At 49.4% G+C, this 21528-nt stretch carries 16 protein-coding genes; 4 read left to right on the forward strand and 12 right to left on the reverse strand.

Translation table 11 applies throughout. The features are described 5' to 3' along the window. Positions 1-49: 49 nt before the first annotated feature. The 5 genes from C9J01_RS23765 to rlmA form a co-directional block, all read right to left on the reverse strand. Positions 50-844, reverse strand: a complete 795-nt coding sequence (locus C9J01_RS23765; protein ID WP_107300601.1) for an ABC transporter ATP-binding protein — start codon at positions 842-844, stop codon at positions 50-52. A gap of 7 nt (positions 845-851) precedes the next feature. Next, positions 852-1790, reverse strand: a complete 939-nt coding sequence (locus C9J01_RS23770; protein WP_107300602.1) for an ABC transporter permease — start codon at positions 1788-1790, stop codon at positions 852-854. A 110-nt stretch (positions 1791-1900) separates the two neighbouring features. Beyond that, positions 1901-2872, reverse strand: a complete 972-nt coding sequence (locus C9J01_RS23775; protein WP_107300645.1) for an ABC transporter substrate-binding protein — start codon at positions 2870-2872, stop codon at positions 1901-1903. 472 nt (positions 2873-3344) lie between these two features. Next, positions 3345-4310 carry a ChaN family lipoprotein gene (locus C9J01_RS23780; protein WP_107300603.1) on the reverse strand — a complete coding sequence of 322 codons (966 nt, stop codon included), beginning with the start codon at positions 4308-4310 and terminating at the stop codon, positions 3345-3347. Between the two features lie 157 nt (positions 4311-4467). Continuing rightward, a complete protein-coding gene (gene rlmA / locus C9J01_RS23785; RefSeq protein ID WP_107300604.1) occupies positions 4468-5286 on the reverse strand; it encodes a 23S rRNA (guanine(745)-N(1))-methyltransferase in 819 nt (272 codons plus the stop codon). Positions 5287-5700: 414 nt separating this feature from the next. Here rlmA and C9J01_RS23790 point away from each other — a divergent pair, with 414 nt between their 5' ends. Both C9J01_RS23790 and C9J01_RS23795 read left to right on the forward strand, forming a co-directional pair. Next, positions 5701-6381 carry an oligogalacturonate-specific porin KdgM family protein gene (locus C9J01_RS23790; RefSeq protein ID WP_107300605.1) on the forward strand — a complete coding sequence of 227 codons (681 nt, stop codon included), beginning with the start codon at positions 5701-5703 and terminating at the stop codon, positions 6379-6381. Between the two features lie 292 nt (positions 6382-6673). Further along, positions 6674-7747, forward strand: a complete 1074-nt coding sequence (locus C9J01_RS23795) for a porin (protein ID WP_107300646.1) — start codon at positions 6674-6676, stop codon at positions 7745-7747. A gap of 61 nt (positions 7748-7808) precedes the next feature. On the opposite strand, the gene C9J01_RS23800 is transcribed toward C9J01_RS23795, so the two are convergent. The 4 genes from C9J01_RS23800 to C9J01_RS23815 all read right to left on the reverse strand — a co-directional run bounded on the left by C9J01_RS23800 (position 7809) and on the right by C9J01_RS23815 (position 13454). Further along, positions 7809-9080 (reverse strand): sigma-54-dependent transcriptional regulator, encoded by a 1272-nt coding sequence (locus C9J01_RS23800; RefSeq protein ID WP_107300606.1) that lies wholly within the window; start codon positions 9078-9080, stop codon positions 7809-7811. Beyond that, positions 9067-11430 carry an ATP-binding protein gene (locus tag C9J01_RS23805; RefSeq protein ID WP_107300607.1) on the reverse strand — a complete coding sequence of 788 codons (2364 nt, stop codon included), beginning with the start codon at positions 11428-11430 and terminating at the stop codon, positions 9067-9069. Before C9J01_RS23805 ends, C9J01_RS23800 begins: the two co-directional genes overlap by 14 nt. Beyond that, on the reverse strand, positions 11430-12695 hold the full coding sequence (locus tag C9J01_RS23810; RefSeq protein WP_107300608.1) for an ABC transporter substrate-binding protein: 1266 nt from the start codon (positions 12693-12695) through the stop codon (positions 11430-11432). The genes C9J01_RS23805 and C9J01_RS23810 overlap by 1 nt, the downstream gene beginning before the upstream one ends. A 258-nt stretch (positions 12696-12953) precedes the next feature. Then, complete coding sequence (locus tag C9J01_RS23815) at positions 12954-13454, reverse strand: YfbU family protein (RefSeq protein WP_107300609.1); 501 nt, start codon at positions 13452-13454, stop codon at positions 12954-12956. 281 nt (positions 13455-13735) lie between these two features. Here C9J01_RS23815 and C9J01_RS23820 point away from each other — a divergent pair, with 281 nt between their 5' ends. Beyond that, positions 13736-14389 carry an energy-coupling factor ABC transporter permease gene (locus tag C9J01_RS23820; protein ID WP_237157057.1) on the forward strand — a complete coding sequence of 218 codons (654 nt, stop codon included), beginning with the start codon at positions 13736-13738 and terminating at the stop codon, positions 14387-14389. 389 nt (positions 14390-14778) lie between these two features. Beyond that, a complete protein-coding gene (locus C9J01_RS23825) occupies positions 14779-16029 on the forward strand; it encodes a NupC/NupG family nucleoside CNT transporter (RefSeq protein WP_107300610.1) in 1251 nt (416 codons plus the stop codon). 72 nt (positions 16030-16101) lie between these two features. Here the strand turns inward: C9J01_RS23825 and C9J01_RS23830 are convergent, their stop codons facing one another. The 3 genes from C9J01_RS23830 to flhB all read right to left on the reverse strand — a co-directional run bounded on the left by C9J01_RS23830 (position 16102) and on the right by flhB (position 21527). After that, positions 16102-17856, reverse strand: coding sequence for a formate--tetrahydrofolate ligase (locus tag C9J01_RS23830; protein WP_107300611.1), 1755 nt, complete (start codon positions 17854-17856; stop codon positions 16102-16104). A gap of 361 nt (positions 17857-18217) precedes the next feature. Further along, the gene (gene flhA / locus C9J01_RS23835; RefSeq protein ID WP_107300612.1) at positions 18218-20314 is read right to left on the reverse strand and encodes a flagellar biosynthesis protein FlhA; all 2097 of its coding nucleotides are present in this window, start codon (positions 20312-20314) and stop codon (positions 18218-18220) included. Between the two features lie 70 nt (positions 20315-20384). Further along, the gene (flhB, locus tag C9J01_RS23840) at positions 20385-21527 is read right to left on the reverse strand and encodes a flagellar biosynthesis protein FlhB (RefSeq protein WP_107300613.1); all 1143 of its coding nucleotides are present in this window, start codon (positions 21525-21527) and stop codon (positions 20385-20387) included. Position 21528: the final 1 nt, after the last annotated feature.

Genomic DNA, 21528 nt, shown 5'->3' on the forward strand with positions numbered 1-21528 from the left:
TGGGTATTTTACTTTAATTTGCCGTAGGTCGCGAATAGCAATTTTGGTGCTAGTTCAGCAACAGGCTATCATCCGCCAGCTCTTCGCCGCGAACTTTACTGAACATCTCCAACAAATCCTTGACGCCCATTTGGTTACGTTCCTCACCAGCGACATCAAGGACGATCTCCCCTTGATGCAGCATGACAGTGCGTTCGCCATAGGCCAAAGCATCTTTCATGGAGTGAGTGACCATCATTACAGTGAGGTCAAACTCCTGTACGACTTTATTGGTCAGTGCGAGAACGAAGGCCGCCATGCGGGGATCCAGTGCTGCGGTGTGCTCATCGAGCAGTAATAGTTTACTGTCAGCGAGTGTTGCCATAACCAAGCTCACGGCCTGACGTTGCCCGCCCGACAATAATCCGATGCTGTCGCCTAGGCGATCTTCTAGGCCAAGGCCGAGAATGCTGATGCGCTCTTGGAACAGTTTGCGGCGCTTGGAAGAAAGGGCGAGCTTCCAGCTGCGGTTGCTGCCACGCTTGTAGGCCAGTGCCATGTTCTCTTCTATGGTCAGTGAGCCACAAGTACCGGCCAGTGGGTCTTGGAAAACACGGGCAGCATATTGGGCCCGCTGGTGGACACTTTTCTGGGTAACATCAATGCTGTCTATCAGCACTTGCCCGCCAACCATTGGCGTTTCACCACTGACTGCACCTAGGAGGGTGGATTTTCCCGCCCCGTTGGAGCCAATCACGGTAACGAATTGCTTTTCGGGCACCCTGAGGGAAACCCCTTTCAACGCTTGGTTTTCCAATATTGTGCCTTCATTAAAGGTCACGCGGATATCATTGAGTTCAATCATGCTTGCCTTAACCTCTTGCGCTGGCCTTGTTGGTGGCGACGGATGGTTTCTTTTTGCCGCGTATCAATTGCCCTTTCATACGCGGGGCAATAAGCGCGAAGGCAACCAATAGGGCTGTGATCAGGTTGAGATCTGACGCTTGTAGGCCGAACATACCGCTACTCAGGGCAAAAGCGACGGCTAGGCGATACAGGATAGAGCCGAGGATCACGGCGATTACCGCGACCCAAATCTTGCGCCCAGGCAGCAAGGTCTGTCCGAGGATAACTGCAGCTAAGCCGACGACGATGGTTCCTACACCGGAAGTCACATCGGCAAAACTGTTGGTCTGGGCAAACAGGGCGCCAGCAAAGCCGACAAAACCATTGGATAAGGCGAGGCCAAAATAGGTGTACAGTGCCGTGTTACCACCTTGAGCGTTGACCATACGGCTATTTACACCGGTGGCCCGAAGGCCAAGGCCAAAGTCACTGGCGAGCAACCGGGTGATAAACCACGCACTTGCAACGACCAAGGCCAGCACGACCGCTAAGCGGATGATGCCTTCATCCAGTCCGTAGTCAAAGGCGAGCATTTCAAACGGGGTAAACAGGGTATCTTCACCAAGCAGGGAGAGGTTTGGGCTACCCATTATGCGGATATTTATCGAGAAGGCCGCAATCATAGTGAGGATACTGGCTAGCAGGTGGAGGATCCCGCAGCGTACGGCAAGAAAGGCGGTGACCAAGCCACATAATCCACCGGCAGCGATGGCCAGCAAGGTTGCCGCCCACGGGTTGAAGCCGGCAATAATGGCTGTCGCCGCCACGGCTGCTCCCATAGGAAAGCTGCCATCGACCGAGAGGTCGGGGAAGTCCAGAATACGAAAAGTGAGATAGACGCCAAGGGCAACCAGTCCATAGACCAGCCCGATTTCAAGCGTCCCGAGAAAGGCAAAGAAAGACATCCTTATTCTCCTTGTCTTTATATGTGAGTAGGCATCCTGCCTAGAACCTAGAACCTAGAACCTAGAACCTAGAACCGTTAGCTAGGAACCAGGATCTAGGATCTATAAACTTACTTCTCTATCGACGTCGCGCGCTCAATCATTGAGCTTGGGAAGGTGATGCCTAGCTTGTCTGCAGCTTTCTGGTTGAGGGCCAGATCTGAGCCTTTGGCAACTTTTACCGGCAACTCCGCGACTTTCTTACCTTTTAGCAAGGCATCAACATAATCTGCAGTCTGGACTCCCACTTGGTAATAGTCGAAACCAAGGGCTGCCAGCGCGCCACTCTCAATGTAAGTTGTCGATGCCCCGACGATAGGGGTTTTGGCTTGGTTACCGGCATTGACCAGGCCGTCAATGGCACTGGCGACAGTATTATCGGTCGGGGCGTAAATGACGTCTGCCTTGGCGGCAACAATCTGGGCGGCAGATTGGACGTCGGCACTTTTCAGGGCTGTTCCTTCAACCACAGTCAGGCCTTTTTCTTCCGCAGCAGCACGCAGTAGTTGAACCAAGGCTACTGCATTTGCTTCACCTGGATTGAAGACCACGCCGATGTTTTTCATTTCTGGCAGCAGCTCTTGCATCAAAGCGACGTGCTGGGCAACAGGAGACAGATCGGATAAGCCGGTGACATTACGGGCTGGTTGTTCCATGTCCTTGACCAACTTGGCGCCAACAGGATCGGTGACCGCAGTAAAGACAACGGGTATAGAGCGGGTCGAGGCTGCTAGGGCTTGTGCTGTCGGGGTGGCAATGCCTACCAGAACGTCAGGGCGTTCGCCAACAAACTGCTTGGCAATTTGGACCGCAATAGCGGGGTTACCTTGGGCAGTTTGGTAGCTAAATTCTAGGTTTTCCCCCTCGATGTAGCCTTTTTCCTTCAGGCCATCAAGCAGGCCATTGCGGGCCGCATCAAGGGCGGGGTGCTCGACAATCTGTGATACAGCGACTTTGGCAACATCGGCCGCCATAGCGGATGCCGATGCCAAGGTCAGTGAAGTGGCGACGCAGATAGCGGTGAGTAGTTTATTGTTTTTTATGTCCATTCTCATACATTCCCTGTTTGCTTTACAAAGTGCCGGTTGCGATACCTGCTATAGCAATCAAATATCGGCTTGGCATATTGTTGTAGCGCATTGTGGGCACAATGAACATATGTTATTTAACAATAATGCAACAACACTAAGGGCGATCATGCTGGAAGAGTTGTCTTTAATGGTGATGGAATATTGCTTGGTATAAATCACGCGGTGAGTTTGTTTAAGAGGCGGCTAAAAAATAGTCAGATACGCTTAATTGCTATTTTTGTCGTTACTGGAGGTAAGTTTTTTGTTTTGGCGGAATAACGCTATGAAAAACTGTGCTTTGGATCATGCTGTGACAGGCGAGCGTTCAGGAAAGGGTCAGCTCTGGTACGAAATAATAGCTATCGAGATATTAGCTGTATCTCTCCCAACGACCCCACAAGCTTGGCCGCCGGTGGGGTCTGTTCTTTTCTAGGCTATAAACTTGTTATTTATAGCATTCAAGTCCTTTGTTCCTGCCGTAAATTTGCTGCATTGCTGCTTTCATTTTGTCTTTGTCGACATAAGCGGTCGGCAGTGGCATGACTTCGAAAGTGAAGTCTGGTGAACCTTCCGCTACATTAGCTTTCTCGGTGACAGGGGTTACCATCATCACCTTCAAATCTGGGTTACGGGTAGTGATCCGTGATGCTGTTCCCAAGCCTTCTGCAACGTGGAATCGACCAGCAACATGGATGATTTGCTTACCTGGATGTAGGGCAAGGTAGTCCACCATACTTTCGGCCATGGTGTCATCCCAAGCGGTTTGAGCGGCAAATTGGCGCTTTGTTTTCTCTTCGTCACCATGGTGCATCGAGGCATTGAATTTAGTGTGGTAGGCATCATCACCCAGAGTAAGTTGCTCAGCGACCCACTTACGTTCAATGGCTGGAAGCAGGGTTAAATAATCCTCCCCCTGTTGGCCAATACAACGAACGATAGATTTAGGTGCATTGGCGGCAATGACATCCAGTTGATTCATTTTGGCAAACTCAACTAACGGGCGGTAATCACTGCTGTAGTTTGGCCAGGCTTTACCTTCTTTGATCAGGGTTTTCTCACCGATTTCACCAGCCAGATATTGATTGACGACATGTTGTTTGTCGCGGGTGAATTGCTCCATCGAGAGCGCCATATCAGGGTTTTGCTGATAGAGGGCGGCAAATAACTTGGCCTGCATCAGGTGCGCGCCAGGGTGGCCGTGCCACTCTCCGACCAAGACGATATCTGCGTCTTTGAGGGCCGTCGCCAGTTGGGCCAAGGTCATTGGCTGACCTTGAGGCGACTGAATAGTTGAGTCATACATTGTCGGCAGCGGTTGAGTCGCATTGGTTGCATCAATGCCGTTTACGTCAGAATGAGAGGTGCAGCCGAACATCAGGCTCGCTAGACCGAGGGAAAGCCATTTTTTCATGGTTATCAATTCACAGTGTTGAATGAGGCCGAGTAAAAACTACACGACAAACAAAACATTAAGTATAGAAGCTGTGATGATAAGTGAGTTGATAGTAGTTATCAATTGCAATTGATAACTACTATTGTTTATTGCGGTAAACCGAAGAGAGTAGGGATTATGCCTGACGTTGATAAACCCGAATAGCAAAGTCAGCCTCGCAGCGGAACTGCTCGCTGGTTGCCAGTTGTTGCCAAACACTGTCACTGGTTTTCCACGCGAATGGGGTCATTTGCATCAATGCCGTTGCCTCTTCGCCATTGAGCGTCATGTCGTAGTGAAGTTGGCTTTGATCGATCAGCTCAAACCCATCAATGATCTCTGGGTCCATGTCATGCAACCTCACACCATCGTAAATAAGCTCTTTGAGTTGGTATAAATGGCGGGCCGCAGGAGTGACGGTAACTATGATGCCACCGAGTTTAACCGTGCGCTTGAGCTCTTCTGCTTTGCAAGGCGCATAGATCCTTACCATACCGTCAAGGGAGCGGTCTGCAAATGGCAAGCGGTGACTCGAGGCCACGCAAAAATGGCAGGTCGGGTAGCGTTTGGCAGCGAAGCGCACCGCCACTTTTGAAATATCTAATCCGTGAACTTCTAGTGCTGGATGTTCCGACAAAGCGGCGGCAAAGCCAGAAGTGTAATAACCCTCGCCACAGCCGATATCCAAAAGGTGCTCTGCATTATCTGGTAAATGTTGTTCAAGCTTTTCAATCACCTGCTGACGCATTGGGGCATAGTGGCCGGCATCGAGAAATAGCCGACGAGCTTGCATCATCTCTTTGTTATCGCCCGGATTCTTTGAGCTCTTATGGTGAGCCGGCATTAAATTTACATACCCTTCCTTGGCCTGATCAAACTGATGATTATTGGCACATTTCCATGTTTTGTCCTGTTGGGTAAGCAGTTGGTGGCAGAGAGGGCATTGGTATGACATAGGTGTTACCGAGCTGAAAGAGTAGATGGAATATTGTAAACGCCGCCTATATACGCCTGCAAGCGCTGGGAAGAAAGGATATCGATCACATATTTCGCGCTGTAAAATTATATCTAGATCACAGTTATATTTTAAAGATAAATCCGTGCTTCATGTTCAGTTTATATTCAGCTATCTCAGATATTTTTCAACTCAAAGGAAGTGTTTTACTTTCTATTTTTGGTTTTATATCAAGTGGTTATTGGTGTTGGATTGCATGCCCTAGGGATGGGTTGGAATATGATTCTGTTGCAAGGCAATAAGTAGATTGGGTGATGTTCATTGTCGATTACATCCATTTTCTGAATAATAATTTATGCCGTAAAAAAACAAGATGGCACACATGCCGCGAGTATTTTTCTTTAGGAGTTCATAATGAAACGTTTTGCACTAGGCGCAGTCGCATTACTAATGGCACAAGGCGCAATGGCGTCATCTTACGTAACGGGTAACGTGCAGTTTCATAGCGATGGTGGGTCAGATGCGACATCGACCTTAGAAGCAGGCCATACATTTACTAACTCATTGGGTGGCCTGACGCTACTGACTGAGTTCGACGGCATCCAGTTGGGTGAGATCAATGTGGATGATAAGGGAAATAAGCTACAAGACTCTACTTATGTCACTCTAGGTGCTGAGCAAGCGATGAACATCACTGACAATCTGTGGGTTGCTGCGGGTTACCATCATCTTGTTCAGGAAGGTGAGACTATCCAGTACCGCCCGCTAGTCAAAATTGGCTACAACATGGATAACATCTCGCTTTACCACCGCTCTCGCTACCACATTGATGCGACAGATGGAGATACAGCCGGTGATTCACTGCGTACTGATACATCAATCGCTTATCAGCTGAACGAAGATGTGAACTTGAAGTATAACTTTATTTATAACTTTAACGATGATGCCAATAATGGCGAGTCTCGCAAGAACTCAAAAGATCATGAGCTCCGTGCAACATGGACTCGCAACGGCGTGCAACCGTACTTCGAGTACCGTAACCAAGCAAATAACAGCAACAATGCATTTGTCTTCGGTGCTTCATACGGTTTCTAAGTCCGCCTGAATCACTGGAAATTATCGCAAGTGAAGGGAAGCAATTTTGCTTCCCTTTTTTCGTTTCGTTTAAAACGGTTAATGTGAGTGGCAAACCATTCATTCTCTCTTGTGCATAAAAGTTCAATAAATTTTCAACAAATATTCAATATCTGCATATCTGTACTATGCTAATTAAGCGCAAATAAGTGCTTGATTTTTAGAAAGTGCATTGAGCGTTCAAAGAGTAGCAGTGCTTTTTCACGAGGCAAGCGATGGCCTCGACAATAAAAATGTACAACAGGAGTTGAACATGAAAAGAGTAGCATTAGCAGTGGCAGTATCGTCATTATTGGGTACCGGTTATGCTCAGGCGGGGACGATTTTCCAAGGAGATGATGGCTCGACAATTGATGTTTATGGGCGCTTGGCCTTTAACGTTACCGACAAAGATTCTAGTGATGTAAAAGGTAAATTTGATGCCCGTCTTGGCCTTGGTGGTTCACAAACGGTGAATGATGATGTCTCAGTGATCGGTTGGGCAGAGTACCAAGTAAATGCTGCTGAAGGAGGGAATACCGGAGAAGGAAATGACAGTTTATCTGCCCGATATGTTTGGGTCGGTATTGATTCAGAGTATTACGGTAAGGTAACCGGTGGACGAGTAGCATCGGGCCTGATTATGTTTACTGATATTGTTGATGTGTATGCCGCATCGGATATTGCAATCGCTCGTCAAGTTGCTGATGTTGACCCTACAGCAACTCAAGTTTTCCGACAGGATGCGACATTGCAGTACCAAAATAGCGCTGGTTATTTTGATTACTCCCTTGCCTACATTATTGGTAATGACGATACCACTAAAAATGAAGCCGGTGATGTAATTGTCGATAACTTAAAGCAAGGCTACAACATCGCGATGCGCTATACCTTTGATCTGGGTGAAGCCGGCAAAATTGCACCGGTTGCAGTGTATCAGTATGACGAGAATGACAATGGCGCCGAATATTATGTCTGGGGTATCGGCGGCAGCTATTATATCGGCGACTTAGTTCTGGGTTTGGTTTATTCAGAGGATGAGGTGGATTACGGCAGTGGCATCAAGAGTAAGGACGAGGTGGTTGAGTTTACCGCCGTCTATGAACTCAATGACTACTGGGTGCTGCGTGGTGGTTACCGCTGGTTGGATAATAGTGATGGTGATGAGCTTGAACTCAGTGATACTACCTTGGAAGCACAGTATCGTTTGACCCTGCGTTCTTCTATCTTTGCCAGTTATGTGTTCCGAGACGGAAAAGATGGGGATGATGGAACGGCGGAACCCGTGCGATTTGCCGGAAAGACCGATGATGACTATATGTTCCTTGGCCTGCGTTACGAGTACTAACGCAGCATGCATGAAGCCAGCGTAAGCTGGCTTCATCGTTATGGCGCTCCCCAAAGGTGGGTTAGCTTTTGGCTTTGTACTCGGCCTTGTCTAAATTGTGTTTCTTCATCCGCAAATACAGTTTCTTGCGTGGGATCTGTAGGTAGTTGGACACATCGTTGATGCGGCCGGCAAACAGGTACAGCGCATCTTCAATGACTTGTTTCTCATAGCTGTCGACCAGATCATCAAGCGGGCTGCTCATTTGCTCTAATGGCTTGGTCCTGTCTTGTCCTGTCAGCTTCACTATCCCAATCGCATACAGCTCCGCGACATTTTTCAGCTCTAGAACATTTCCGCTCCATGCGTGGCGATTCAACGTATTAATGTAAGCTTTATCGATGGCAGGTACGGCTTTGTGCAGTTTCTGGCAACTTTGCTTTAGGAAGTATTTGAACAACGGTGCGATATCACTGACCCGTTGGCGCAGCGACGGAAGCTGAAAGCGTATCTGGCTTAAGAAATAGAAAAGCTCGGGCAGCAACACTTCTTGCTCGACTAACGCTTCAGGGTTCGCTCCGGTTATCGCCAATACCCGCACTTCTTTTTTATTCTGGCGCTCTTGCTCTAACAGAAAGCGGCACAGCCATTGCTGGGTTTCCAGAGGCATGGCCTGAGGTTCATTCAGGCTGATACTGCCGCTGCGGGCTGAGATCATGGCGCGCTGAAGATCGGCTGTACAGGTGATTTTGCTACCTTGGGTGGCAACAAACGGCCCTTTGTGCAGTTGGCTGTGTTGGTGCAGTAGTTTGGATACAGTGTGCCTGCCCGTACCGCTTTCGCCTTCAATCAGCACATCTTTGCAAGTCAGTGCCATTTGCGTGATTTTTTCGCGGATTTTGACGATTAGGGGGCTCTCACCCAGCAAGATCTCACTGGTGGACTGCCCGATAGATTCACGTTGCTCGATAGTGCTTTTACGCTGCGGTAAGTGTTTTTCCAGCAGGGTCAGCAACTCTGCGGGTTGCAGTGGCTTTTGCAGAAAATCGAGAGCGCCACGCTTGACCGCGTCGACGGCCATCGGGATATCACCGTGGCCAGTGATCATAATGACAGGCAATTCAGGATCTAAGTTTTTGATGAACTCGAGTAAGTCCATGCCGCTGAGTCCTGGCATGTACATATCGGTAACGACCACACCGGGCCAGTTCTTGTGTAACAGGGATGTCGCCTGTGTTGGGTCAGTAATGGCTTTGACTTTAAAACCTGACATTTCTAGAAGTTGTTGATATGACTCCAATACATCATGGTCATCATCAATGATCAGTACTTCTATATCATTATTCATTATCATAATTGTTTAGCTCCAACACGACCATGGCACCGCCTTGCAAGTTTGAAGCGAGGTAAATATCGCCATCAAAGCGGTTCATGATTGAACGGCAGATACTTAGCCCAAGGCCAAGCCCTACCTCTTTTGTTGTGGTAAAGGGAATAAAGAGTTTTTCGATGATTTCGGCGGCAAATCCATTGCCGCTGTCACTGACTGCCAGGCGACATCGATCTGCCTGACAGTCAAGGGATTCAATGGTAATTTCTCGATGCTCGCTCCCGGCAACGGCATCGCAGCTATTGACGAGCAGGTTGACCAGAACCTGCTCAAGTTGGACCTGATCGGCATGGCAGAAATAGGGCCCTGCCAATAAGTTATGGATTTCTGTCTGCTGGACCTTGGCCCTGCTTTCGACAATCATCATTGCCTGTTTGATCGATGCGTTGAGCTCTACCTGTTTGATTGGGCTGTCGGATGACTGTTTTTTTGAAAAGCTTTTTAGGCTGGCGATGATACGCCCCATGCGGGAAGCCAGGTTTTCGACTTTACCTAATGATGTTGGCAGTTGATCAAGACGTTGCTTCTCTAGTGCTAACTTGGCGGTAAAGATATGGGTAGAGATAGCCGAGAGTGGCTGGTTCAACTCATGGGCAAGTGAGGTCATGGTCTGGCCGACCACAGCCATTTTCGCCGCTTGGATCAGCTCGTCTTGGGTTGCGCGTAAGTCGGCTTCTACCCGTTTACGATCTTCTATCTCTAATTTCAGTTGGCGATTACGGCTGGTCAGGGAGTGGGTCTTTTCCCGAACCATTTTTTCTAGCCAGCGTGCCGCTTTCTCTTGCTCGGTGATATCAGTCATCGTGATGATCACCTTTTTCTGCTGTCCCTGCTGGAACAGGCGGAAATCCAAGCGCAGGTAGAGGTTTTCAAGATCCACTTTCTTCTGCTTCAGGGTTAAGTTACAGCCTCCGAGGCTGAACAGTGGGCTATTTTCGTTGAATAGCGATCGCAACCGAGCGTGCATGGTTGGGCTAAATAGTTCCCAAATAGCTCGGTTGTGCGGCATTTCGATATTGTCGAACAAGTTGAGGGCGCTTGGATTGACGGATTCGATAGTGCCTTCCAGGCTACAGGTGATGATACTGGCCTGGGTATTGTTGATTAGGTTTAAAGCATTGCTTTGTTGCATTTCCTGCATTTGGCGGCAGAACTCACGCAAGTTGTCTCCTAATTGGCCAATTTCATCATTACCGGTCACTTGGATAGTTGCATCGTGCTGGTTGTTGGTCACCGCAAGTAAGTCCTGTGACAACAGGTTTAGCCGTTTGACGATGCCTTGGCCGACCAGGTATATCGACAGCATCACCGAAAGAAACAAGGTGATGGCCATGGTGCCAAATAGAATGATATTGCTGATAGAGATCGCCTGACGCGTTTTCTCATTGAGCGTAGTAAGTGCAGCGTCCTCTTGCTCCACCATGGTCAGGATCAGCTCTTCTTGATAGGCCAGTTGAGCTTGGATCTGGTCTTGGTAATCGCTGATCTGCTGGTAAAGCTGATAATCATGCAGTAATTGCTTTTCTAGGATACCGCCAGGTTCAACTAGGGTTATCAATTCATCTAACAATTGCCTGTAAGAGACGGTAGAAGGGTAGTGGCTTAGGCTTTGGCTCATCTTGCTGAGCGCTTTGGTCTTGTAGCCAATGAAATAGAAGGCGTTACTGATATCCCTTTGTTGTCGCTGTAGGATAATTTCCTGCACCAGTTGGTGCAGTTCGTTTTCTTTCACCGTGATAGCCTGAAGCAGGGAAAACTCAGTTATCACGTCATTGATTGTGCTCGATGCCAACGCATTTGGCAGCATCCGTGTCAGCTGCCATTCGACTTCCTGACGAATGGGGGTCAGTTCATCAATCATGTCCTGGTGCAGCCATTTGAGGTTGTTTTCGGTCTGTGCCAGAACAGAAATGTGGGTATTTCGTTGGTACAACAGGCCTGCATATACCTTGATATCACTTTGCAAGGTAATGTGCTCTGCCTTGATGGCATCATGAAATTTAAGACTGGCTGCTTGGTCGATGGTCGTATTGATTTTGGCCAGCTTGTCATTGATGTTTTGCTTTAACTCAGCATGCAAAACTGGGTCGGTATTGTTGTTAAGCACGTTCAGTGCCGCTTGCAGGGCGGCAGTGTTTCGCTCCAGCTGATAGCTTGCCCGTAAGGTCGGCATGTTTGTCTCAACCATGGCCTGGATCTGGTCATCTAGGCTCTCCCAGTTGATGATGGCTATCACGCTGACGCTAATGGTCAAAAAGGCCATCAGGGCGATCGAGGCAATGAGGCGGTTACCTATGGTGTTGCCGAGTAGCATTACCTGTTCCCCTCGTGCTTGCTGCCCTCGAGCAATTTTTCACAGATACTGATGGCTTGGTCGAGTTGTTCTGCCATCAATATGCGCCATTCCTCAAGTAGGCGAGCAGTGTACACATCGGTTCTCGACATGCTGATAGCACTTCGCATCTGGGAATTACGCGACTGGGCTTCAGAGATAGGTGGTGTTGAGGCCAGACGGATCGCGAGATTGTATTGGCGTAGCTCTTCAGAGGATAAGTCGTTGCGCTGCCTAACTTTGTGGATCAATTGCCATGCTTGGTTAAGGCGAATCAACTGGCGGTTTACTGTCTGTTCAAAGAGTTGCTTGACTAAGATCGAGCGCTCTTCCATCAGTTTGTGGTCTATAGGCGTAATTTCAAATGGTTGCGCCATTGTTTGGTCCAGCGCGTATTTATTGAGTGAGCTGGTCGATAACTTCTGTTGTATTTCTTCAGAGAGCAGGAACTCAATAAATTCGATACTGCGCCTTGCCTGGTTGAGGTTTTTGACCGCAGCGATGTAGCTAGGTATCAGTGGACTTTTGGGTTGATAGGAAAAATGGATAAACGGAAATAACTTTTGGCTTTCGTAAGCGTAACTATCGATGATCGGACCGACACCGGCTAAACCTCGGGCAATGCTGTCTTTTACACCATAGCTACGGGCAGAGACAGAAGATAGGTTACCCCCGATCTGAAGTAGTAGCTTCCAACCATTTTTCCAGCCGTAATGCTGCAGGATATTTTCAACCATAACATGGGTGGTGCCAGAGCGGGCTGGGCTGCTCATGACCAAATGGTTGAAATAGCGGGGATCGGCAAGGCTTTCCCACTTATTCGGCAAGGGGAGATTGTGTTTCTCTAAATAATCGTTGTTCCACATTAACCCATAGCCGGAATAACCAAAGATGGCGACATTGGTAATGGAGTCCTGCAAAAAGCGCTGCTGCTGAAAGGCCGTATCAAAATTGAGCGCATTGAGAGGTAACAAGCGTTCTTTTTCAACCAGCGGAGTAAACAGTGAGCGCGATGAAGAGATGACGATGTCAATGTCATGATCATCATAGCTGAGCAAACGCAAGCCGGATATCTCGCGGCGATGGAGAACAGTGAAGTGTACCTCGGGGTAAAGTTGCTTAAATTGTTTGAGGAGTGGCTGTAGTGATTCGACAGTAAATGTGGTCAGGATGATCAGCTGATCGGTTGGCTTGGCCCAACTTGAGAGCGAGAAAAGGAGTATGACGGCATAAATTAATTTCATCATTGCAGATCAGCTAGCCAGAGTGTTTATGTGTATACAGGGAAATAGATGCCAAGAGTAGCGTAATTAGTGGCTAATAATCTGAATTATTAGTGGTTTATCGCTTTTATCATGCTTTGCATAACATAAGGGTCAAACTTGACACGCGATGCGAGCATTTACCGGCAGGGCTCACATTTTTGTTATGTTGGAAGGGTTGTCAAGACTCAGATACAACAAGCCGGAGCAAAGGCTCCGGCTTGAAAAAAAATTGAGAGTAACTTAGGCGTTGAGGACCTGTTGGATCTCAGTGGCAGACAAGTGGTACTGACGAGGGCAGTTGCGCCATGTACGCAGCATACGCTGGTATTTTTCCAGCATCGGCACCTGGCTGTTGAACATGTGCTCTGATTTGTCGAACTGAGGGTACAGGCCTTCTTCTTCTGTCAGGAAGCGCACGTAGTGGACATGCTGGGCTTCTGTTGCAGCATCAAAACCAAGGAAGTTAAGGCGGCGCTGATCTACTTGCTTCTGGTTATCATCAGACAGCATTTTGTAAGATTCTTGCATCGCATGGTGCATCTCCATGAAATCAATGATTTCACGACAGTTTTCTTCAGGCAGATCACCAAACTCTTTGTCTAGTTCTCGCATTTGTAGGCCGTAACCACGCTCTACGATAGTTTGTAGGCGGCGGTATTTGGCTTCGTTCTCTGGCGTGAGTTTAGACATCAAGTAGTATTGATTAGAGAGGATCAGGCGTTGTGCGTTAGTCATTTCCATAATGATAGGCCTTAATTTTTATTGAGCTGGCATTGAGGTTAACAGGATAAATCGAAAAAAAATTGATCTAGTTACGTCTTGCTAACTTTTTTTTGTTAAAAATTACTAATCGTATAAAGTCTACCCAAATCCACTGCGATTAGGCGAATTAATCCAACTATCTCCCTAATTATTACATGGATTTAGGGGATTGCTTGAGTGGATTATTGTTTTGAAGCACGTAGTTGATGTGATGGGTTGAGAGGGATTTTCAGGGGACATTTAATGGGGATGATACAGGGATGCCAGATGTGATGAGTGGTCTACAGCTAGCCGGAATTTTACTTGCGGTGATAACACTTGTTGCCAGTTTTCCCCGGGAGTTTTGGCCCAAGTTTCGGCAGGAAAAGGACTACCAGCACTGGGTTCTTGCTAGTGTGGTCGTTTTGTTTCTGCTATGGAGCCTAAAGGCCGGGTTAGCGGATGGATTAAAGGTGCATTTTTTGGCCCTAACCACGTTGGCGTTGTGCCATGGTTGGCGGATAGCGTCATTAATCGGTGTCTTCCCGGCACTGTTACTTGCTAGCTTTAGTTTGTTACCCGTTGCGGATATAGGTATTTATCTCGTGGTGTCGGTCATTTTCCCGGCTTGGCTGAGTTTTTGCCTGTTTCGCCTGACTTATCGGTACCTCAACCGCCACCTTTTTGTCTATATTTTCGTTGCAGCATTCATTAACGGTGCGTTAACCATAGCGGCTCATCAACTGCTCAATAGTGGGGTAATGTGGGTGAGCGGCTTATATAGTTGGCACTATATTGTCGAAAACTATTTGGTCCTGATGCCGTTGCTACTCTTCCCCGAAGCCCTTATCAATGGCATGGCAATTACCCTACTGGTGGTATACCAGCCGCAGTGGGTGAGAACCTTCCATGATAACGATTACCTCAGCAAATAGCTTGGTAATCTTGGTTTGGGCTGGTCAATGGAACTGATGGTCTTTTCCCCAGCTTGCTGTTTTCCTTAGCGCTTGGTTCTGCATGCCTTGCAGTTGGTCACAAAACTGCTTAACCTGCGCGCGTTTTTCTGCACGGTTTTTCCGTGCCCACTCGCATATTGCGCGAGAATCCCCGTTTTTTTCATTCATACGAACAAAATGCCGCCAGGAGGCAAGGATTCAAAGCAGAGGGAAATCGAGTGCATTTGGTGCCTGAGATTTTATCCCGGGCAGAGGTGTACCTAGGTAGCGCCCCAAGCACTTTGGATCGGGTTGTTTTGAACAACTAACTGACTCTGGACAACACGTCCCAGGGTGCGGCACTGCCTGATTGTTTCTATGAGTTATCTATGCAAGTTCTATCCAGTGTGATCGGCATTTTGTTGCTGATTGTTTTGGCTTATTTCCTTTCTGAACAACGTGATCGTATCAATTGGCGAACGGTTCTGGGGGCTTTGGCGATCCAGATGGGTTTTGCTGCCATTGTCCTCTACAGCCCGTTTGGTCGTGAGGCGCTATCGGATTTTTCTGCCGGTGTGCAAACGGTGATCAATTACAGCAACCACGGTATTGGCTTCTTGTTTGGTGGCCTAGTGTCAGACAAGATGTTCGAGTTGTTTGGCGGCAATGGTTTTGTCCTTGCCCTGCGGGTGCTGCCGGTGGTGGTGTTTTTCTCTGCGTTGGTGTCGGTACTCTATCACCTTGGCATCATGCAGCTGATTGTAAATACCCTAGGCCGGGGATTAGCAAGGGTGCTGGGCACCAGCCGCCCTGAGTCAATTTCTGCGACCGCGAACATTTTCCTTGGTATCTCTGAAGCACCTTTGACGATCCGCCCATATTTGCCAACCATGACCCGCTCACAACTGTTTGCGGTAATGGTGGGTGGCATGGCCTCGGTTGCAGGTTCGGTGCTGGTGGGTTATGCCCAGATGGGGATCCCCCTAGAATACCTGCTGGCTGCTTCATTTATGGCAGCCCCTGCCGGTTTGATGATGGCCAAGCTGATGATCCCTGAAACAGAGGATGCGACGGGTTGTGTAGAGGAGCAGCAGCAGGAGCTGCGGAAACCCGCCAATGTGATCGATGCAGCTGCGCAGGGGGCCGCACAGGGCATGCAAGTCGCCTTGAACATCGGTGCCATGCTACTGGCCTTTGTGGGCTTGATTGCGCTGATTAACGGTATGCTCTCTGGCGTTGGTGGCTGGTTTGGTGTGCCAGAGCTGAGCCTGGATGTGGTGTTTGGCTACTTGTTCTTGCCGTTTGCGCTTATGGCCGGGATCTGGGATTTTGATTCAGCCCAGCAGATGGCGGTAATTTTCGGGACCAAGACCACTATCAATGAGTTTGTGGCTTTCTCGCAGCTAGCGCCAATGATTGCTGAGGGTATATTGGAGCCAAGGGTAGAGGCGATTATCGCTTTTGCCTTGTGTGGCTTTGCTAACTTCGGATCAATTGCGGTCATGCTGGGCAGTATCGGGGTGATGGCCCCAAGCCGTTATCATGAGATTGCCACCTTGGGTGTACGCTCGCTGGTGGCGGCAACACTGGCCAACTTGCTCAATGCCACTGTGGCCGGGTTGTTTATCAGTTTGATATAAGCCTGAGAAACAAAAACGCCAACAAGTGCTGGCGTTTCGTTTGTGGATTTAGTTGTACTTGATGTAGAGCTATTAGCTCAAACCAACAATGTTACCGTCGGCATCAATGTCCAAACCTAGGTAGGCAGGTTTTTCCGGTAGGCCTGGCATCGTCATTACGTTACCGCACAGGGCGTAGACAAAGCCAGCGCCGGCACATAGTTTCAGCTCACGGACCGGAACAGTGAAATCGCTCGGTGCGCCTTTCTGGCTAGGGTCATGGCTGATAGACAGCGGGGTTTTCGCCATGCAAAGTGCCAAGTTGTCATAGCCTTGGGCTTTGAACTGGGCCAGTTGCTCTTTGGCTAGATCTGACAACTCCACACCACGGCAGCCGTAGCCAACTTCGGCGACGGTCATCAGCTTTTCTTCCAGCGTTTGTGACAATGAGTACAGTGGCTTGAAGTTAGCTGGGGTTTCACAGGCGCGGGTCACCGCTTTTGCCAGTTCAACAGCACCTTCACCGCCCTTACCGAAGGCTTCACTGATCGCTACATCGACATGGGTAGCGAACTGTTCGGCTTCAACCATCGCTTTTAGCTGTGCCAGTTCGGCATCGGTATCTTGCGGGAAGCGGTTAATTGCCACAACAACAGGTACGCCGTATTTGGCCGCGTTGTTGATATGCCATTTCAGGTTTTCAAAACCCGCAACCAGCGCTTTTTCGTCTTCTTCGAAAATAGCCTGTGGCAGTGCCTGGCCTGGGCGCAGGTCATACAGCCCCGAGTTGGCTTTCAAGCCACGTAGGGTAGCAACAACCACGGCACAATCTGGACCACGGCCTGCTTGCTGAGCCTTGATATTACAGGCTTTCTCGAAGCCCATGTCTGAGCCGAAGCCACCCTCTGTAATGGTGTAGTTAGCCAGTTTCAGGGCAATACGGTCGGCAATAATCGACGAGTTGCCGTGGGCGATATTGGCAAATGGGCCAGCGTGGATAAGGGTCGGTACCCCTTCCAGTGTTTGCATCATGGTTGGCTCAATTGCTTCGACCATGGTCACGGCCATTGCGCCGGCAACTTGGAGATCTTCTGCGGTGACTGGTTTGCCATCTAGGTCATAAGCCAATACGACACGGCCGATACGCTGGCGCATGTCAGCCAAATCCTTTGAAAGGGCTAGGATTGCCATTAGCTCAGAAGCCGCCGAGATATCAAAGCCGTCTTCACGCTCAAGGCCGTTAATGGTTTTGCCTGGCTGGTTCTTGCCAACCGTGATCATGCGAAGGGCACGGTCATTGTGGTCCATTACACGGCGCCAGACGATACGGTTCATATCGATACGTAGGGCTGGCATGCCGGTTTTTTCGCTAAAGCCTTCGTAACCGTGGCGCTCTTCGTGGTAAACACGGGCGTCGATTGCGGCAGCGGCAAGGTTATGGGCTGCTGTCACAGCGTGAATATCGCCAGTCAGGTGAAGGTTCAGCTTTTCCATCGGCGCGACCTGGCTGTAACCGCCACCGGCTGCACCGCCTTTAACACCAAACACCGGGCCCATTGATGGTTGGCGAATACATGCCATCACCGACTGGTTGATTTTGGCCAGACCTTGGGCAAGACCAATGGTGGTTACGGTTTTACCTTCACCCAAAGGGGTCGGGGTGATCGCAGTAACGACAACCAACTTACCTTCTTCCTTGTCAGCCAAGCGCTTGAGGACAGAAGGTTTCACCTTGGCTTTTAATGTGCCTTGCGGAGTCAAATCTTCAGGTAGCAGGCCAGCCTGCTGAGCGATGAGATCAATCGGAGTGAGCGATGTATCACGGCAAATTTCAATATCACTTTTCATGGACGACCATAACCTCGCATTTGGTAACTTTGTATATATCGCGCAAGCAGGCTTTATGAGTTGCGCAATCGTTTGCGTTGGATTTATACCATAATTTTATCACGGGTAAAGCGATAAATGCGGATAGATATGTCACGAGATTGGTTAATCTTTATGGGGATGTTATTTGGGTAACCAGCTGTATAGATGAAGTTATTGATGAGTAAGGGAAAATTAGGTGTTACTTTTTTGTTTCTGAAACTTCATTTTACTGTCTTGGTAAAGGGCAAAATGTTCTTTATCCTTCCTCTTCTCTCCAGGCCGGACACCCAACAGATGCCAGCCTAGAAAGAAGAAGGGACAAATACAGTTCGAGAGCTAGTTAACCTAAGTGGCCAAGCACATTGATGTTCTTGTCCTCGGGGATTTCGTTATAAGAAAGCACCACCAGGCCTTTGGCAAATGTTCGGGCATAGCGGGCCAATAGTGGTCTTAATTGCGGCGTTACCAGAAGGATTGGCTTGAAGCCATTTTGCTTGAGCTGCTCTTTGACCGCCGGCATATTCTGCTGTAACTGAGCGAGTAGGCTAGGCTCTACTGGGAAACTGTCCAATGCAGTCTGCCCGCCGCTCTGCTGGGCTTTGCTCAAAGAGGTCATCAGCATTTTTTCGAGGTTGTCGCTCAAGGTATAGATGTTGAAGTCCTTGCTTGGGCCGACCAGGCTATTGGTCAGGGAGCGTTTGAGCCCACAGCGGATATCGGCAGCGATCAGGATGGGATCTTTGGTGATTTCGCTGCTCTCGACCATGATCGAAGCGATATTAGCGATGTCCTTGATTGGCACTTGATCCACTAGAAGCTGGCGGAATACCCGCATTTGCTGTTGATGGTTGAGCTGACTGGTCAGTGCCTCCATCAGTTTGGGCGCCGAGTTGCCAAGGCGTTCCATCAGGCGCTCGACATCATCATGGCTGAATAGCTCGGCCAGATGCTCTTTGATTATTTTGCTAAGGTGGGTCGCAATGACTGTTGCACCATCAACCACAGAATAGCCTTGGTTAAGCGCTTGGGGTTTGTTGGCGGGTTCAATCCACACAGCATCGAGGTTATAAGCAGGATCTTTGCCGAGTACGCCATCAAGTTGGCCGTAAACTTCACCAACCGCAAGGGCCATCAGGCGCTCTGGGTCGATATCACCTTGCGCGATCACTTCACCATGAAGCAATAGGGAATATTGGGTGGGTTTGAGCTTGAGATTATCACGAATCGCAATTTCCGGGATCAAAAAGCCCACCTGCTCGGTGATGGTTTTCCTTACCCCGCGAATGCGTTGGGCCAGCGGCTCACCTTGGTTTTTGTCGACCAAGTTTACCAAGCGGTAACCCAACTCTAAGGCTATCGGGTTTACTACCGGTACATCATTCCAGCCTAGAGTCGGGGTATTGTCCTGGGCAATGGCCTCAGCAACGGCCTCGGCTTGCTCTAGCGGCTCCGGATCACTTTCAATCTGTCTTTGTTTCCAACCGGCGTAGGCGAGTACCGCGGCAAAGATAAAGAAAGCAAGGTGCGGCATACCCGGCACCAGGCCGATGATCAGCATGATAGCCGACGCAGTAAACAAGGTGGCTGGCGAGGCGAGCATCTGGCGGTGGACATCAACCGAGATATCACCGCTGTCGTTGACCCGAGTAACGATAATGGCAGCAGCTGTCGCCAGTAGCAGCGACGGGATCTGTGCGACTAGGCCATCACCGATAGTAAGTAGGGCGAAACGCTGGAATGCCTCGCTGGCAGCCAAGTCATGCTGCACCATACCTATGGTAATACCGCCCAAGATATTGATGACCAGAATCATCAAACCGGCAATAGCATCTCCGCGGACAAACTTGGAGGCACCGTCCATTGAGCCATAGAAGTCTGCTTCGCGGGCGACCTCTTCACGACGGGTACGGGCTTGGTCTTGGTCAATCAGGCCAGCGTTCAAGTCGGCATCGATGGCCATTTGCTTACCCGGCAGGGCATCGAGGGTGAATCGTGCCGAGACTTCGGAGATACGTTCGCCCCCTTTGGTGATCACCACGAAGTTGATGATCATCAGGATAACGAACACCACAATACCGACGAAATAGTTCCCGCCGACAACCACGTCACCGAAAGCCTGGATCACCTTACCTGCTGCATCCCCGCCGAGGTGACCGTTGAGTAATACCACCCGGGTCGAGGCGACATTGAGGGTTAGGCGCATCAGGGTGGCGACTAGCAAGATGGTCGGGAACACAGAAAAGTCGAGTGGCCGTTTGCTCGATACCGCAACCAGCAACACAATGACTGCCAGTACGATATTGAAGATGAACAGGGCATCGAGCAGCCATGGCGGCAAGGGTAAAATGACCATAGCCAGGATCGCCAGCAGCATGATGGGGATCCCCAGGTAACTGCTGGTCAGGTTCGGAAACAGTTGTTGCAGTTTCGCTTTCATAGGACTTCTAGCTCAAAGTTGACGTTGCTTATTGTTGTTGGTGGTAGTGTTGTTGTATCTGTTGGTTGCATTAATGTTTATTCGGGATCAACAGTTGCTTCGGGATGGCAAAGCTCGGCAATGGTTGGGGCTTTTCCTCTTTACCTTCTTTATAAGCTTTCAGCTGCATGACATAGGTCAGGACATGGGCCACGGCGACGAACAGCGGCCCCGGTATTTCCTGATCGATCCGGGTATTGAAGTAAATCGCTCGGGTCAGTGGCGGCAGGTTTATCACCTCTATCTGGTGCTGCTCGGCAATCGCCTTGATACGCAAGGCCATTTCGTCTTCCCCCTTGGCGACAACAAAGGGAGCACCGGCCCGGCTGAGATCGTACTTAAGGGCGACGGCATAGTGGGTTGGGTTGGTTAGGATAACGTCGGCAGTTGGTACCGATTTATCGATCCGGCGGCGCGACATCTGTTGCTGGATTTGCCGGATACGCTGTTTGACCTCAGGCCGGCCCTCGCTGTTCTTGTGCTCGTCCTTCACTTCCTGCTTGGTCATCTTGAGCTCTTTGATGTGGCTCCATAGTTGGTAGGGCATGTCGATTAAGCCGATAAGCAATACCACGATGCCAAAATAGATCAGTGCCTTGATAATATGGTTGAGGGTGATCCCCATACCTTGTTCGAAAGGTGCTCGTTGGGCGGCGATCAGCGTGCTGAGGTTGTTATCGAGCAGCGTATACAGCACGGTGGAAATCAGCGCTATTTTGAGGATGGATTTAACCAGTTCAACCAGTGATTTGATGGAAAACAAACGTTTGAGGCCGGCCAGCGGGCTGATTTTACTCAGTTTAGGCTGGATAGGTTTGAGTGACATGACCCAGCCACCTGGCACCATAGAGGCAAGAACCGTCATGATGATCAGCACCATCGCCATGGGTACGAAGATGCCGGCCAGCAGCAGTACACTTTCACCAAGCTTGCGGGCCATGATATCGGGCTCCCTGTGCTCGGCAGCACTGAGTTGGTAGTTAATGGTGAACAACTTCTCAGCTTGCTCACCAAGAAAAGGACCATAGGCCCAGAGGAATAGGGCGATAGCGATGAACAGGATCCCGACTACGAACTCTTTGGAGCGGGCGACCTGGCCTTCGCGTTTGGCTTTGCGCAGTTTCTGTGGGCTGGGCTTTTCGCTCTTGTCTTGGCTGCTCTGTTGCTGAGACATA

Source organism: Photobacterium rosenbergii, assembly GCF_003026455.1.
GTDB classification, from domain to species: domain Bacteria; phylum Pseudomonadota; class Gammaproteobacteria; order Enterobacterales; family Vibrionaceae; genus Photobacterium; species Photobacterium rosenbergii.

Excerpts from the sequence above, each read along its gene's own strand:
- C9J01_RS23765 (WP_107300601.1), bottom strand. The coding sequence starts at position 844 with ATGATTGAACTCAATGATATCCGCGTGACCTTTAATGAAGGCACAATA.
- C9J01_RS23770 (WP_107300602.1), bottom strand. The coding sequence starts at position 1,790 with ATGTCTTTCTTTGCCTTTCTCGGGACGCTTGAAATCGGGCTGGTCTAT.
- C9J01_RS23780 (WP_107300603.1), bottom strand. The coding sequence starts at position 4,310 with ATGAAAAAATGGCTTTCCCTCGGTCTAGCGAGCCTGATGTTCGGCTGC.
- rlmA (WP_107300604.1), bottom strand. The coding sequence starts at position 5,286 with ATGTCATACCAATGCCCTCTCTGCCACCAACTGCTTACCCAACAGGAC.
- C9J01_RS23790 (WP_107300605.1), top strand. The coding sequence starts at position 5,701 with ATGAAACGTTTTGCACTAGGCGCAGTCGCATTACTAATGGCACAAGGC.
- C9J01_RS23795 (WP_107300646.1), top strand. The coding sequence starts at position 6,674 with ATGAAAAGAGTAGCATTAGCAGTGGCAGTATCGTCATTATTGGGTACC.
- C9J01_RS23800 (WP_107300606.1), bottom strand. The coding sequence starts at position 9,080 with ATGATAATGAATAATGATATAGAAGTACTGATCATTGATGATGACCAT.
- C9J01_RS23805 (WP_107300607.1), bottom strand. The coding sequence starts at position 11,430 with ATGCTACTCGGCAACACCATAGGTAACCGCCTCATTGCCTCGATCGCC.
- C9J01_RS23810 (WP_107300608.1), bottom strand. The coding sequence starts at position 12,695 with ATGATGAAATTAATTTATGCCGTCATACTCCTTTTCTCGCTCTCAAGT.
- C9J01_RS23815 (WP_107300609.1), bottom strand. The coding sequence starts at position 13,454 with ATGGAAATGACTAACGCACAACGCCTGATCCTCTCTAATCAATACTAC.
- C9J01_RS23820 (WP_237157057.1), top strand. The coding sequence starts at position 13,736 with ATGCCAGATGTGATGAGTGGTCTACAGCTAGCCGGAATTTTACTTGCG.
- C9J01_RS23825 (WP_107300610.1), top strand. The coding sequence starts at position 14,779 with ATGCAAGTTCTATCCAGTGTGATCGGCATTTTGTTGCTGATTGTTTTG.
- C9J01_RS23830 (WP_107300611.1), bottom strand. The coding sequence starts at position 17,856 with ATGAAAAGTGATATTGAAATTTGCCGTGATACATCGCTCACTCCGATT.
- flhA (WP_107300612.1), bottom strand. The coding sequence starts at position 20,314 with ATGAAAGCGAAACTGCAACAACTGTTTCCGAACCTGACCAGCAGTTAC.
- flhB (WP_107300613.1), bottom strand. The coding sequence starts at position 21,527 with ATGTCTCAGCAACAGAGCAGCCAAGACAAGAGCGAAAAGCCCAGCCCA.